The sequence below is a fragment of the Flavobacterium sp. LM5 genome (assembly GCF_002017945.1).
Lineage (GTDB): Bacteria > Bacteroidota > Bacteroidia > Flavobacteriales > Flavobacteriaceae > Flavobacterium > Flavobacterium succinicans.
Genome location: NZ_MUFX01000001.1, coordinates 1,747,205 through 1,761,660, shown reverse-complemented (window position 1 = coordinate 1,761,660; position 14,456 = coordinate 1,747,205). Strand labels below are relative to the sequence as shown.

Here is a 14,456-nt window from a genome sequence, read left to right as displayed (position 1 = left end):
TCTCACGTTTTACGAATAAAAAAGATAATCATCAATATAAAAAAAAATGAAAATAAGTAATAAAATAATAGCCCTCCTTTCCCTTTCCGCAGTTGTATTGACTTCGTGTGGAGGCGACAAAAAAGAATCTTTGAACAAAGAAACACCAATTGCTGTAAAAGTAAGTGGCATTGCAGAAAACAGTACTAGTGGATTCATTACGGCAAGTGGTAAAATCGAAGCTGAAAATTCAGCCAATTTAAGTACCCGAATGATGGGCTTTGTCACCAAACTGCACGTACAAGTGGGACAAAAAGTAACTACAGGACAATTAATCGTTAGCATTAATAATACCGACTTACAAGCTAAAAAAGCGCAAGTAGACGCTAGTATTCTACAAGCTACTGCAGCTTACAACAATGCTAAAAAAGATTACGACCGTTTTACTAATTTGTTCAAACAACAAAGTGCTTCCCAAAAAGAATTGGATGACATGACTGCTCGTTACGAAATGGCAAAAGCTAGCTTGCAAGGCGCCAAACAAATGCGAAACGAAGTAGTAGCCCAATTCTCCTACACTAACATAACTGCTCCTTTTAGTGGAGTAGTCACCAACACCTTTGTAAAAGAAGGCGATATGGCGAATCCTGGAATGCCATTGGTTAGTATTGAAGGAGCTTCTAAGCTACAAGTAACGGCTATGGTTAGCGAAAATGATATTACCGCAATACGCAATGGAATGCTTGTTGACATTTTAGTAAAATCGAATGCTACGAGCCTTAAAGGAAAAGTAATCGAAGTGAGTGCCTCGGCCAAAAATACAGGTGGACAGTATTTGGTAAAAATCAATTTAGAACCAACGAAAGCGAAAGTGTTATCAGGAATGTTTGTAAATGTTCAGTTTCCTACTGAAAATAAAACACCTTCGGCAACAAATGAACGAATGCTTGTACCAGAAAGTGCTTTGGTGCATCAAGGTCAACTCACTGGAATTTACACTGTAGGCAATGGAAATGTTGCGATTTTGAGATGGTTGCGCGTTGGTAAAAAATTAGGCAATCAAGTAGAGGTTTTATCTGGACTTTCGGCCAAAGAACACTATATCGTTTCGGCAGAAGGAAAATTGTACAACGGAGCTTTGGTAAATATTCAGTAATCAGTAATCAGTTTTTAGTGTTCAATTAAACAACTTTTAAACTTTAAACAATTTCAAACTTTAAACAAGATAAAAATGCAAGAAGGTATTTCAGGCAAAATTGCCCAAGCATTTATGAACTCCAAATTAACGATTTTGTTAATGATTGGGTTGATGATTATTGGGGTATATAGTTCGTTTCTAATTCCAAGGGAAGAAGAACCGCAAATCAATGTTCCGATGGCTGATATTATGGTTGGCTATCCCGGAGCGAGTCCAAAAGAAGTGGAAAGCCGTGTCGCGAAACCACTAGAGAAAATTATCTCTAATATTAAGGGTGTAGAACACGTACATACGATGGCTATGAACGGTCAGGCGATGTTGATTGTACAATTTTATGTAGGGCAAGATGTAGAGCGCTCTTATGTAAAACTGTATGACGAATTGGCCAAACACGAAAACATGTTTCCGCAAGGTGTCTACAAACCTATGGTTAAAACCCGTTCTATAGATGATGTTCCGATGCTTGGAATAACCCTTTGGAGCGAGAAACAAGATGATTACCAACTGCGTCAGATTGCAGAAGAAGTAACTTCTGAAATTGAAAAAGTAAAAGATGTAGCCATTACCAAAGAAATTGGCGGCAATAATCGAGAACTTAAAGTTATTCTCGACAAAGATAGAATGTCCGAAAATGGTGTGGATGCTTTAGGAATCATGCAAATGATACAGGCCAATAACGGCAGTTCGCAATCGGGGAGTTTTGTTGAGAACGATGAAGAATTTTTGGTTACAACAGGACAATTTTTATCGAATGCCGAAGATGTAGAAAACTTAGTGGTTGGTATCAACAAAAATATGCCGGTATACTTAAAACAAGTAGCTACAATCACAGATGGTGCTTCAACTCCAAAAAGCTATGTTTCTTTTGGTTATGGCAAAGCCAATGAACAATTCAAAACGGCAAAATCAGAATATCCTGCTGTAACCATTTCTGTTGGAAAAGTAAAAGGTGCCGATGCTATGAAAATATCGGATAAAATTTTGACCAAAGTAGAGCAACTTAAAAAAACCATCATTCCTGATGATGTACACGTTGAAGTAACAAGAAACTATGGAGAAACAGCATCGCACAAAGTGGGTGAATTATTGCTTCACTTGGGAATAGCCATTATTGCGGTTACTGTTTTGGTAATTCTAGCTATGGGATGGCGTGGTGGATTGGTCGTGTTTTTCTCTGTTCCGCTCACTTTTGCATTAACACTATTTGCTTATTATTTGTTGGGTTACACACTCAATAGAATTACACTTTTTGCCCTTGTATTTGTAGTTGGAATTGTGGTTGACGATAGTATTATCATCGCCGAAAACATGCATAGGCATTTCAAAATGAAGCGACTTCCCTTTAAACAAGCCGCAATCTATGCGATTAATGAAGTGGGTAACCCAACAATTTTGGCCACGTTTACAGTAATTGCCGCCATACTTCCGATGGCATTTGTATCTGGAATGATGGGACCTTATATGAGTCCGATGCCTATTGGAGCGTCTATTGCGATGTTATTGTCTTTATTTGTTGCTTTAACGGTAACGCCATATTTGGGATATCATTTATTACAAGAGAAAGAAGAACAAGCACACAAACATGTCGAAGGAATAGAAACCAGTTTGATTTATAAAATTTACAGTAAAATCGAACGTCCGTTTTTAGAAAACAGTTTAAAAAGAAGACTTTTGTTGGCTGGTACTGTGGTCTTATTGTTTGGTTCGATTTTGATGTTCTTCACCAAATCGGTGGTCGTTAAAATGTTGCCTTTTGATAACAAAAATGAATTTCAAGTAGTGATTGACATGCCTGAGGGAAGTACTTTGGAAAGAACCTCGGCAGTTACAAGAGAAATTGCTCAATACGTATCGACTCAACCCGAAGTAGTCAATTATCAAAACTATGTGGGCACTTCTGCTCCTATTACTTTCAATGGTTTGGTGCGTCATTACGATATGCGCGGTGGTAGTAATATGGCCGACATTCAGGTAAATTTATTACATAAAGAAGACCGTGATTTGCAAAGTCATGACATTGCTAAAGCCATGCGTCCTGAGATTCAAAAGATTGCCAAAAAATATGGTGCCAATGTAAAACTGATTGAAGTACCTCCGGGACCTCCAGTACTGTCAACTTTGGTTGCCGAAATTTATGGTCCTGATTATGAAGAACAAATTAAAGTAGCCCAACAAGTACAAACCATTCTGCAAAACACTAGTGATATTGTTGACATCGATTGGATGGTAGAAGACCATCAGACGGAATTCCGCCTTGAAGTTGATAAAGAAAAAGCCATGCTCAATGGTATTGCTCCTCAACAAGTAGTAGGAAATCTTACGTATTTATTAAAAGAATATCCTGTTTCTAATTTATACGACGAAAACTCAAATGACAATGTAAGCATCGTACTTTCATTAGATGACAAAGACAAAACCAGTTTGCAAGATATCCAAAACTTGAAAATAAAAGGAAGTCAAGGGAATATGATTCCGATCAGCGATTTGGTAAAAGTTAGAAAGGACACGCTACAAAAAACCATTTACAGAAAAGATCAAAAACGTGTGGTGTATGTTACTGCCGATATGGCGGGTACATTGGAAAGTCCAGTCTATGCTATTTTGGGAATGAATGAAAAACTGTCTAAAATGAAAATTCCAAAAGGCTACAAGATCAATGAATTGTACATGGAACAACCTACAGATGAAAGTGATTTTACAGTAAAATGGGATGGTGAATGGCAAATTACTTTAGAAGTATTTCGTGATTTGGGCGTAGCCTTTATGGTGGTGATTGTGATCATCTATATGTTGATTGTAGGATGGTTTCAAAACTTCAAAACACCAATCGTTATGATGTTGGCTATTCCACTTTCGTTGATAGGAATCGTTTTAGGGCATTGGATGCTAAATGCTTATTTCACCGCCACTTCTTTTATTGGAATGATTGCTTTGGCAGGAGTTATGGTTCGAAATTCGGTTTTACTTATCGACTTCATCGAAATCCGATTGAATGACGGTGTACCTTTAAAACAAGCCATTATAGAAGCTGGAGCTGTCCGCACCACTCCTATTCTTTTAACAACCGGAGCAGTGGTAATTGGAGCGTCTATTATTTTGTTTGATCCCATTTTTCAAGGATTAGCCATTTCACTTGTAGCTGGTGCTATTGTTTCAACGGTTTTAACGCTAATTGTGGTGCCTTTGATTTATTACATCACTGAACGAAAAAAATGGGAAACAAATAATCTCTCCGAAAAAGAGGAATCAGGAGCTGCTAATCAATAAAAATTAGTTTCAAGTTTAAGGTTTCCAATTTTAGAAACCTTAAACTTTTAAACCTTTAAACCTAAAAAAATGAAATTACTACTCATCGTTGCCGTCAAAGCTTTCCAAAAAGAAATCCAACAGCTATTGAAGAAGGCCAATATTAGTTCATATTCCTATAAAGAAGTAACGGGCTACCAAAACAGTTCAGAAGAATTGATAGAAGAAAACTGGTTCGCCACCGATAATATCGAAAATGAATCGGTATTGTTCTATGTCTTTGCGCATGAAAAAAAAGTAGACCCTCTATTTGAATGGGTTGCAGATTTCAATGCAAAGCAAGAAACGCTATCACAAATTCATTTGGCGGTTTTATGTATAGAAAAATCCAATTAACCTCAAAAATCAAGCAATGAAAAACAGAATTATAAGAGCCATAGCCGGAAGCTTTGTGCTGCTAAGTGTAGTATTATCAATATATGTCAATCAAAATTGGTTGTGGTTTACCGCCTTTGTGGGCGCTAATCTATTGCAATCGGCTATTACCAAATGGTGTTTGATGGAAGACATACTAACCAAATTGGGAGTAAAAGACTAACTTGGTTAGAAAAAAAACTTTTTAATGATTACCAATGCCATGATTCTTGTACAGTCATGGCATTTTCTTTAAGAATGATATATGCTGTTATGAAAAAGAGATTACCGTTGTGTTTTTCACCTCATTGATCATAAAAGTACTATGCGTGCTGCCAATATGTTGCAACGTGGTGAGCTTGGTGACCAAAAACTCTCGGTAGGCCTCCATATCTTTGACCACCACTTTCAGAATATAATCGTAATCACCACTTACATGATGGCATTCTAACACTTCAGGAAGCTGCACGACTTCATTTTCAAAACGAGTTAAAAATTCTTTGGTGTGTTGAATTAATTTTAAATGACAAAAAACCACAAATCCTTTTTCAATTTTGGTTTTATCGACTAACGCCGCATAATGATGAATGACGCCCTCTCGCTCCAGCTTTTTGATTCGTTCATAAACGGCTGTTACCGAAAGATTCAGCTTTACAGACAGTTCTTTGGTTGTTTTTTTACTATCGGTTTGCAGTAATACCAATAACTTTTTATCAATTGCATCTAAAAACATATACTTGATTTTGAATTAAAAAACATAATGTTCCACCTTTTCGTTTAGAAAGAAAAACTAGCTTTTTAAAATTTACTTATCAAATATAGATTTAAAATTTATATAAAATAAAAATTAAGGAATTAAAATCTATATTCAACAGATGCTATTGAAATTGAATCTACAAACTCTTTATTTTGACTATTATTTTTTTTTAAAAAGTCATTTACTATTGAACAATAAAACCAAATTACGTTATGAAACACTTTAACCCAGCCGACAACATTCAAGATTTACAATACTTTGGAGAATTTGGAGGTGTAAACCCTTCTATTTCTGATTCGTCTACCTATACTTTTTTATCCGCCAAAACCATGTTTGACACTTTTGAAGGCAATATGGAAGGCTGTTATTTGTATTCGCGTCATTCTTCCCCCAGTAATTTATACTTAGACCAAGCCATTGCTGCCATGGAAGGTACGGAAGCCGCCAATGTAGCTGCTTCTGGAATGGGTGCCATTACTCCTACCCTATTACAACTGTGTGGTTCGGGTGATCATATCGTGTCGAGTCGAACCATTTATGGTGGAACGTATGCGTTTCTAAAAAACTTTGCCCCAAGATTAGGTATAGCAACTACTTTTGTAGACATCACTAAGCTAGACGTGGTAGAAGCCAGCATTACGCCTAAAACTAAAGTTTTGTATTGCGAAACAGTAAGTAATCCCCTTTTAGAAGTAGCCGATATTGAGGGATTGTCAAAAATTGCCAAAAAACATCACTTAAAATTGGTAGTCGACAATACCTTTTCGCCACTGTCTGTGGCTCCAGCCACTTTAGGTGCCGATGTGGTAATTCATAGTTTAACCAAATACATTAATGGTTCTAGCGATACGGTGGGTGGAGTTACTTGCGGTAGTCGCGAGTTTATCAACAGTCTAAAAAACGTGAATACCGGCGCCAGCATGCTTTTAGGGCCCACTATGGACAGTTTACGATCTGCAAGTGTGATGAAAAACCTTCGCACGTTGCATATTCGAATGAAACAACACAGTTACAATGCCAGTTACTTGGCAGAACGTTTTGAAAAAGACGGATTAAAAACGGTTTATCCTGGTTTAGCCAGTCATTCAAGTCATGAGTTATATAAAAAGATGATCAACCCTGAATATGGTTTTGGTGGCATGATGACGCTTGATGTGGGCACTTTGGACACCGCTAACGCCTTGATGGAATTAATGCAACAACGCAATTTAGGGTACTTAGCGGTAAGTTTAGGCTTTTATAAAACTTTATTCAGCGCACCGGGTACGTCCACATCCAGCGAGATTCCATTAGAGGAACAAGCCGAGATGGGATTAACGGATGGCTTGATTCGTTTCTCAATCGGACTTGATAACAACATTGAGCGAACGTATCAAAGCATGAAAGAATGCATGGTGGAGTTGGGAATTCTTTAAAATCGAATCACAAATCTATATTTAACCGTTACAGCCTTTGTAACGGTTTTTTTTATCCAAAAATCAACGGTGCGTTGGTCTTAAACAATGATTGACCAACAATAGAAAAAAGGTCAACACGATTTTCAAATTGCTTTTAAAAGCAACATTTCTTTATACAACCACAAAAAAACACATTGTAAAATATCGATACAATAATTAATGAAGAAATAATTTATTAATTTTTTGTTAAAATATTTATTTAAAATCAATCTATTAAGGTGTGTTTTTAAGGCAAATTTCCAATAAAAAAACGAGCGTAACTATAACCCCAAGTAGGTAAAGTGTAGAAGAAAACATCTCCAAAAACGAGTCTTCAAACGTTGTAGAATATACTCCAAAGTGAAGTGACAAAAAAATAAAAAAGTCAGAATTCACAAGCCTTTTCAGGTATACTATTGGTACAACACGTATCAAAAAAAAAATATAAAATACCCACCACATGATCAATGTAAGCTAATTATACTCAAACATTTTTTATATTTGTTTATCATCTTTTTTATAATAATAACAAGATTAAACGGATGAAATTAGCACAATTAATAGCTCTTGTTTAACTATAAAACAGGTACCTTTTTTAAATCATAATTAACACAAATTGAATCATTATGACAAAATTAAAATCACCATTTCAAAAAATAACCGATGATCGCAAGTTCATCATCGATTGTTATGTTGAAATGTTGTCCCGCATCAATGAGCCAAAAATCATTGAATTGATCAAAAATGATCCTAAAAACCTTTCGATTGAAGAGAATGACGAGATTCCAAGTGAAAAAGTAATTCAATCACTTAGCATCTATTTCCAATTAATGACCTTAGTTGAAGAAAACGCTGCTACTCAATACAGAAGAAAAACAGAGAATCAATTGAACATTGATTCCACCAGAGGATCATGGGCTGAGGCTTTCAAAATTTGGAAAGAACAAGGAATTAGTGAAGATGAAATGCTAAAAACCATAGCCTCTACTCATGTAATTCCAGTTTTAACAGCTCACCCCACTGAAGCCAAAAGAGTTACAGTTATCGAAATTCACCGTGAATTGTATTTGCTTTTAGTACAAAAAGAAAACACTGCTTTAAGTAAAATTGAACTTTTTGAAAATAAAGAAAAAATTATTTGCTTATTGGAAAGATGGTGGCGAACTGGTGAAATTTATCTTGAAAAACCAGACATTACTGACGAAAGATCGAATGTCATCTATTACCTAAGCAAAGTTTTCCCTGCTGTATTAGAAAAAAGTGACCAACAACTCAAAAGTTCTTGGATTGAAATGGGACTCAATCCCAATAAAATTAAAAATCCAGATGTTTATCCAAGCATTACTTTTGGTAGCTGGGTGGGTGGAGACAGAGATGGTCACCCATTTGTAACGCCAAACATTACACAGGACACCTTACTTTTGCACAGACAAACGGCGCTTTTTTTACTAAAAAGTCAATTGCTAACATTGGCAAGTCGTCTTTCTGTTTCTGCTATCAATAACCCGATTCCTTTTGTTTTGACGAATGCTATCGAGAAAAAAGCAACGATTCTAGGAGCAGCAGGACAAAATAGTATCAAAAGAAATCCTTACGAACCTTGGAGACAATATGTGAGTTTGATTTTGGTACAATTAAAAAACACCGTTTCTGACAAAACCTCTGATTCTCAATCGTACTACAAATCTAGCGCTGCGCTGCAAGAAGATTTAAAATTTTTACGAGAAGTGTTAGTTGATAATGGATTGAAAGGATTGGCAGATGATTTACTGTTCCCAATTGAACGCGCAGTTAAATGCTTCGGATTTCACTTGGCCAAGTTAGACATTCGTCAAAACAGTACCTTCCACGACAAAGCAATTTCTCAAATCTTGAAATCGAACGGAAAAACTGATTATGATTTTGAAAACTGGGAAGAAGAAAAAAGGGTAGCCTTTTTGAACAAAACTTTACAAAGTCATTCGTTAATCACAGATGTAACCGTTTCTTATGGTCCAGAAGCAGACAATGTTTTGGATTGTTACCGAGTGGTACGCCAACACATTAATCAATATGGTGCAGAGGGCATTGGTTCATTCATTGTGAGTATGACCAGAAGTTTGAGTGATTTATTAGTGGTCTATCTTTTGATGAGAGAAACACAATTACTCAATACTAAAATTAGAGTCGTTCCCTTGCTAGAAACCATCGAAGATTTGCACAATGGTCCAGAAATTTTAGAAGCCTTTTTACAAAATACTATTACCAAACAACGTACTGCACAACTTGACAACAAACAAGAAGTGATGTTAGGATATAGCGACAGTAATAAAGATGGTGGAACCATTGCTAGTAAATGGAATCTTTACAAAGCTGAAAAAGCACTTTCGGCAGTGGGTAGAAAAAATGGAATAGACATTTTCTTTTTCCACGGAACAGGAGGAACGATTAGTAGAGGGGGCGGAAAATACCACCGATTCCTAGAAAGTATGCCAACCAACACCGTGAACGGAACCATCAAATTAACGGTGCAAGGAGAAACTATGGCACAGTTGTTTGGCAATCCATTAACTGCGACTTACAACCTAAATGCTTTAGCATCAGGAGTAGCAAAACAAACGATATTGAGCAAAGAAAATACAGACGAGGCTTCTTTCCCAATTGAAATCATGGAATTTTTATCTCAAAAATCTTGTGAACACTATAAAGATTTAATTGAAACTCCTGGTTTTATTGATTTTTACGGAAAAGCAACGTGTATTGACGTCTTAGAGAAAAGTAAAATTGGATCTAGACCTGCTAGACGAACTGGAACAAGAACGCTCAATGACTTACGCGCTATTCCATGGGTATTTAGTTGGAATTTATCTCGTATTACCATCACAGGTTGGTACGGATTGGGTGAAGCCTTGAAAAAATTAAAAGAAGAAAGACCGACAGATTTTATCACATTCAAAAACAATGTTGAAAATTGGACATTCTTGAAATTCTTAATGATTCAAACAGAAACAAACCTTATCCTTTCTAATAAAGAAATGATGAATTTGTATGCTAATTTGGATGAAAACGAAGCAGAGAGAAAACTGTTCATGGACAAAATCCTAACCGATTATCACAACGGATTCTCAATCATTGAAGAATTATTTGACGAACCAGCTTCCAAACGTAGAGGTGGTCAATATGATAATTTAGAGTGGAGAAATGAAAAACTTAAGGTTTTGCATAAACTACATCTTAAATACTTGACGCAATGGAGAAATATTGCAGATGAAAATAGTATTGAAAAAAATAAACTTTTGACCAAACTATTAAGCATTGTTAACTCCATCTCAAGTGGTTTGAAAAACACAGGTTGATCCCATGATACTTAGTGTTGTTATGTAAATGACACCAAAAATCAGGTCTTTTTAAAGCATTTTTATGCCTTAAAAGGACCTTTTTTTATACCTTTCTCGTTTTTAGAACAAGCTCTAAATTCTATTACGCACAGTTCTTTTTGATTAGAGATTACTTCACTTATACTATTTTCATAGGAGTTCAGTGAACTTCGTTTGCAGTGAAAATCCTTTTTGAGGCTTTTTCTGCCTCAAAAAGATTGTAGCGTAAAGCCCGCCCCTTGTGGTAACGCCCAAATAGTGAAATTCGAAAAAAGGCTGTAGTAATCAACAGTAAGAATAGTGTTAATTTCTATTTAATTCCATCTTGCTCTTGGATTTATGTTTTACTTTTGCAAATTCAAAAAAAGCTCAAAAAAATAACGTTTATGCCTACATTTAGCAAACAAATTTCCGTAAGATGGTCTGATCTTGATCCTAACTTTCATATGCGTCATAGCGCTTACTACGATTTTGGAGCCCAACACCGTATTGAGATTCTAGAAGAATTAGGATTAACCTTGGGAGTCATGAAATCTCAACATATTGGCCCCGTTTTATTTAGAGAAGAGTGTGTTTTTAAAAGAGAAATACATTTGGCCGACACCATCATTTTGAATACTAAAATTGCCAAAATGAAACCCGATGCCTCACGCTGGACGATCAAACATGAAATGTATAGAGACGAGGTGCTCTGTGCTACCATCACGGTGGATGGTGCTTGGATGGATACCAAAGCAAGGAAATTGGCGAGTCCAACCCCTCAAATCGTGATTGATTCTTTCAATGCGTTTCCAAAAACTACTGATTTTATTTCACTTTAGATACCTAACCTATGTTTACCATTGCCCAAATAAAAGAAGCGCACGCCAAAGTAAAATCAGGCGAAGATTTCCCAAAATATATTCAAGATTTAATTGATTTAGGAGTGATCGGCTACGATACTTCTGTGGCCGATGGTCAAGTAACGTATTTTGGCGCTGACAATTTTCGAACGTCCGCTACCGAAACGTATGAACCTTTAACAATTGCCGCGTCTGCCAACAAAGAACGTTTCATTGAATATTTGGTGATGCACCAAGAAGGCCAAACCGATTATCTTACGTTTTGCGCGCAAGTAGCCCAGTGTGGTATTGCCCGCTGGACGGTAAACATTTTGGATAAAACCTGTACCTATTTCGACCAAAACGATGCCCCTATTGTCATCGAAAAAATTCAGTTGTAAAGCATAAAAAAAGGACTTGTTAATAATTACAAGTCCTTTTTTTATACTTAATCTTCGTCTGCAACATGCGTCTTGCAGTAATTACGCCAACGGTCAATACAATCTTGAAAATCGGCTGGAATTTCGGTATCAAAGCGCATCATTTCGCCAGTATTTGGATGCACAAACCCTAAGGTTTTAGCATGCAAGGCTTGGCGTGGTAAAGCTTTGAAACAATTTTCAATAAACTGTTTGTATTTGGTAAAAGTAGTTCCTTTTAAAATCAAATGCCCACCATAACGCTCATCATTGAATAAGGGGTGCCCAATATGTTTCATGTGCGCTCTAATTTGGTGCGTACGTCCAGTTTCTAGATTGCAAGAAATTAAAGTAACATAACCAAATCGTTCCAATACTTTATAATGCGTGATCGCTGGTTTACCAATTTCGGGATCGTCAAAAACAGCCATTTGCATTCTGTCTTTCAAATGACGGGCAAGATTCCCTTCGATAGTTCCGCTTTCTGCAGCTACATTTCCCCAAACCAAAGCAAGATACTCTCGTTCGGTTGTTTTGGCCTCAAATTGTTTGGCCAAATGTGTCATAGCCGCTTCGGTTTTGGCTACCACAAGCAATCCTGAAGTGTCTTTGTCAATACGATGTACCAAACCAGGACGTTCGCTGCTATTCATCGGCAAATTATCAAAATGATGTGCCAAAGCATTGACCAAAGTCCCTGTATAATTACCATGACCAGGATGAACCACCATACCTGGCTCTTTGTTGACCAACAACAAAGCATCGTCCTCATACACTATATTCAATGGAAGATCCTCGGGTAAAATATGATTTTCAAAAGGAGGATGCGTCAACATCACCGTAATCACATCAAAGGGTTTTACTTTGTAATTGGACTTCACCGGAAGATCGTTCACAAAGATATTACCTTCGGTAGCGGCGTTCTGTATTTTATTTCGCGTAGCATTTTGAATCAAATTCATCAAGTACTTATCGATTCTCAAAATGGCTTGCCCTTTGGGAACCTCAAATCGATAGTGTTCGAATAATTCGTCTTCTAAATCATTGGCTTCAATATTATTGTTCATTGGTGTTATTTTCAGATTCTACAGCCGGCACTTGCAAACTATCATTTGCAATCACTTCTTCATAGGTTGCTTTTCCATCGCCTAAAACCAAATCGATTTTAGAGGCTTTTAAAACACGATCTCCTGCTTTAAGATTACGTCCTTTAAAACGGATTTCTAGCACCATATCCTTAGCTATATTGGGTATATACGTTACTGTTCCTGCTTCTAACCCTAAGGCTTTAAGCGTAGGAACCACCTCACGATAGGTTTTTTCAATTAGGTTTGGAAGTTGTACGGAAGAAAAGCCAGAAGAATTGATTTTGATATAGACTTTACGACCAACTTTTACTTTCGTCCCTGGTGAAGGATCTTGCTCTACAACGCTAAATTTAGGAAAGTCACTTCGGTAATCTACGCTATCTAACAGTTCGTAGTCCAAATCCAATTCATCTAATTTTTCTTCTACTTGCTCCTCAGTCAATTTTGACAAATCAGGAACCGAAATCTCGTGACCATGATCCGTGGTATACGTTAGCCAATGCATAAAAAAATACGCTAAAAGCACTATAAAAGCAATTGCTAGGAACAATTGACCGAAAAAAACACGACTACTTAGATACTTGCGTAAACTCATAAACTTATTTTTAGTAAGCCGCAAAGATAAAGGTATTTCGTTTCAAAAAAAATGATAATTTTGTTTTGAATACGTTTAATCTCTTGATCGATTAAACGGTTAACCGATTAATTTTTTAAAATGAAAAACATTGCCATCATCATGGGAGGTTATTCAAGCGAATACAAAATCTCTCTCATCAGCGGAAACGTAGTCTATCAAACCCTTGATAAAACCAAATATTCAGCATACAGAATCCACATCTTCAAAGAAAAATGGGTATATGTAGATGCCAATGATGCCGAATTCCCTATCGATCGCAACGACTTTTCTGTGACTGTAAACGGTACTAAAATTAGTTTTGATGTCGTCTTCAATGCCATTCACGGAACACCCGGAGAAGACGGCCTTATGCAAGCTTATTTTGAACTTTTAGGAATACCACAAACAGCTTGCGATTATTACCAAGCGGCCTTGACTTTCAACAAAAGAGACTTATTATCAGTTTTGAAACCCTATGGCATCAAAACAGCTACTTCTTATTACCTGAACAAAGGCGATGTGATTCATACCGACGAAATCGTAAAAAAAGTAGGACTGCCTTGCTTCGTAAAACCCAACAAAGCCGGTTCTAGTTTTGGAATTTCAAAAGTAAAAACGGAAGCCGAATTACCTATTGCTATCGAAGTTGCTTATAAAGAAGATAACGAAATTATTATTGAATGTTTCTTAGACGGCACCGAAGTATCCGTTGGTGTCATTAATTATAAAGGAAATATTACCGTTTTACCAATTACTGAAATTGTTTCTGAAAATGATTTCTTTGACTATGAAGCCAAATATGAGGGCAAATCACAAGAAATTACGCCTGCTCGTATTTCTGATGAAATGACTCAAAAAGTAGGCGATATTGCCAAACGCGCCTATGAAGTTTTGAAAATGAAAGGATTCTCCCGAAGCGAATTCATAATTGTGGATGGCGAACCTCATATGCTAGAAATGAATACGATCCCAGGTTTAACTACCGAAAGTTTGATTCCACAACAAGCCAGAGCGGCAGGAATTTCTCTTGAAGATTTGTTTACTAATGCTATTGAGTTAGCGCTTAATTAAGTTTCTGAGTGGCTAAGATGCTGAGCCACTAAGCACTTCGCAACACCCAACCTTA

General features: G+C 36.6%; 12 protein-coding genes. 9 read left to right on the top strand and 3 right to left on the bottom strand.

Annotated features, from left to right (window positions below; all coding sequences use genetic code 11):
- The first annotated feature begins 46 nt into the window (after positions 1 to 46).
- The 4 genes from BXU11_RS07545 to BXU11_RS07530 all read left to right on the top strand — a co-directional run bounded on the left by BXU11_RS07545 (position 47) and on the right by BXU11_RS07530 (position 5,021).
- The gene (locus tag BXU11_RS07545) at positions 47 to 1,135 is read left to right on the top strand and encodes an efflux RND transporter periplasmic adaptor subunit (RefSeq protein ID WP_078211650.1); all 1,089 of its coding nucleotides are present in this window, start codon (positions 47 to 49) and stop codon (positions 1,133 to 1,135) included.
- A gap of 75 nt (positions 1,136 to 1,210) precedes the next feature.
- The gene (locus tag BXU11_RS07540) at positions 1,211 to 4,444 is read left to right on the top strand and encodes an efflux RND transporter permease subunit (protein ID WP_078211649.1); all 3,234 of its coding nucleotides are present in this window, start codon (positions 1,211 to 1,213) and stop codon (positions 4,442 to 4,444) included.
- 69 nt (positions 4,445 to 4,513) lie between these two features.
- The gene (locus BXU11_RS07535) at positions 4,514 to 4,819 is read left to right on the top strand and encodes a hypothetical protein (protein ID WP_024980964.1); all 306 of its coding nucleotides are present in this window, start codon (positions 4,514 to 4,516) and stop codon (positions 4,817 to 4,819) included.
- A 16-nt stretch (positions 4,820 to 4,835) separates the two neighbouring features.
- Complete coding sequence (locus BXU11_RS07530) at positions 4,836 to 5,021, top strand: DUF2892 domain-containing protein (RefSeq protein WP_078211647.1); 186 nt, start codon at positions 4,836 to 4,838, stop codon at positions 5,019 to 5,021.
- Positions 5,022 to 5,108: 87 nt separating this feature from the next.
- On the opposite strand, the gene BXU11_RS07525 is transcribed toward BXU11_RS07530, so the two are convergent.
- Positions 5,109 to 5,570 (bottom strand): Lrp/AsnC family transcriptional regulator, encoded by a 462-nt coding sequence (locus BXU11_RS07525; protein ID WP_024980966.1) that lies wholly within the window; start codon positions 5,568 to 5,570, stop codon positions 5,109 to 5,111.
- Positions 5,571 to 5,806: 236 nt separating this feature from the next.
- Between BXU11_RS07525 and BXU11_RS07520 the strand changes: the two genes are divergently transcribed.
- The 4 genes from BXU11_RS07520 (at position 5,807) to BXU11_RS07505 (ending at position 11,608) form a co-directional block, all read left to right on the top strand.
- Positions 5,807 to 7,009: an aminotransferase class I/II-fold pyridoxal phosphate-dependent enzyme gene (locus BXU11_RS07520; protein ID WP_078211645.1), complete on the top strand. Its 1,203-nt coding sequence runs from the start codon at positions 5,807 to 5,809 to the stop codon at positions 7,007 to 7,009.
- 647 nt (positions 7,010 to 7,656) lie between these two features.
- Complete coding sequence (locus BXU11_RS07515) at positions 7,657 to 10,365, top strand: phosphoenolpyruvate carboxylase (RefSeq protein WP_078211644.1); 2,709 nt, start codon at positions 7,657 to 7,659, stop codon at positions 10,363 to 10,365.
- A 407-nt stretch (positions 10,366 to 10,772) separates the two neighbouring features.
- Positions 10,773 to 11,207: a thioesterase family protein gene (locus tag BXU11_RS07510; RefSeq protein ID WP_024980969.1), complete on the top strand. Its 435-nt coding sequence runs from the start codon at positions 10,773 to 10,775 to the stop codon at positions 11,205 to 11,207.
- Positions 11,208 to 11,218: 11 nt separating this feature from the next.
- Positions 11,219 to 11,608, top strand: coding sequence for a DUF1398 domain-containing protein (locus tag BXU11_RS07505; protein WP_078211642.1), 390 nt, complete (start codon positions 11,219 to 11,221; stop codon positions 11,606 to 11,608).
- Between the two features lie 47 nt (positions 11,609 to 11,655).
- Here BXU11_RS07505 and BXU11_RS07500 read toward each other — a convergent pair whose 3' ends face one another.
- Positions 11,656 to 12,693: an RluA family pseudouridine synthase gene (locus BXU11_RS07500; RefSeq protein ID WP_078211641.1), complete on the bottom strand. Its 1,038-nt coding sequence runs from the start codon at positions 12,691 to 12,693 to the stop codon at positions 11,656 to 11,658.
- Positions 12,683 to 13,309, bottom strand: a complete 627-nt coding sequence (locus BXU11_RS07495; RefSeq protein ID WP_024980972.1) for a PASTA domain-containing protein — start codon at positions 13,307 to 13,309, stop codon at positions 12,683 to 12,685. The genes BXU11_RS07500 and BXU11_RS07495 overlap by 11 nt, the downstream gene beginning before the upstream one ends.
- Positions 13,310 to 13,429: 120 nt before the next feature.
- Here BXU11_RS07495 and BXU11_RS07490 point away from each other — a divergent pair, with 120 nt between their 5' ends.
- Entirely contained in the window at positions 13,430 to 14,401 is a 972-nt protein-coding gene (locus BXU11_RS07490; protein ID WP_078211639.1) for a D-alanine--D-alanine ligase, read from the top strand.
- Positions 14,402 to 14,456: the final 55 nt, after the last annotated feature.

Excerpts from the sequence above, each read along its gene's own strand:
- BXU11_RS07495 (WP_024980972.1), bottom strand. The coding sequence starts at position 13,309 with ATGAGTTTACGCAAGTATCTAAGTAGTCGTGTTTTTTTCGGTCAATTG.
- BXU11_RS07510 (WP_024980969.1), top strand. The coding sequence starts at position 10,773 with ATGCCTACATTTAGCAAACAAATTTCCGTAAGATGGTCTGATCTTGAT.
- BXU11_RS07530 (WP_078211647.1), top strand. The coding sequence starts at position 4,836 with ATGAAAAACAGAATTATAAGAGCCATAGCCGGAAGCTTTGTGCTGCTA.
- BXU11_RS07545 (WP_078211650.1), top strand. The coding sequence starts at position 47 with ATGAAAATAAGTAATAAAATAATAGCCCTCCTTTCCCTTTCCGCAGTT.
- BXU11_RS07525 (WP_024980966.1), bottom strand. The coding sequence starts at position 5,570 with ATGTTTTTAGATGCAATTGATAAAAAGTTATTGGTATTACTGCAAACC.
- BXU11_RS07540 (WP_078211649.1), top strand. The coding sequence starts at position 1,211 with ATGCAAGAAGGTATTTCAGGCAAAATTGCCCAAGCATTTATGAACTCC.
- BXU11_RS07515 (WP_078211644.1), top strand. The coding sequence starts at position 7,657 with ATGACAAAATTAAAATCACCATTTCAAAAAATAACCGATGATCGCAAG.
- BXU11_RS07535 (WP_024980964.1), top strand. The coding sequence starts at position 4,514 with ATGAAATTACTACTCATCGTTGCCGTCAAAGCTTTCCAAAAAGAAATC.
- BXU11_RS07500 (WP_078211641.1), bottom strand. The coding sequence starts at position 12,693 with ATGAACAATAATATTGAAGCCAATGATTTAGAAGACGAATTATTCGAA.
- BXU11_RS07505 (WP_078211642.1), top strand. The coding sequence starts at position 11,219 with ATGTTTACCATTGCCCAAATAAAAGAAGCGCACGCCAAAGTAAAATCA.
- BXU11_RS07520 (WP_078211645.1), top strand. The coding sequence starts at position 5,807 with ATGAAACACTTTAACCCAGCCGACAACATTCAAGATTTACAATACTTT.
- BXU11_RS07490 (WP_078211639.1), top strand. The coding sequence starts at position 13,430 with ATGAAAAACATTGCCATCATCATGGGAGGTTATTCAAGCGAATACAAA.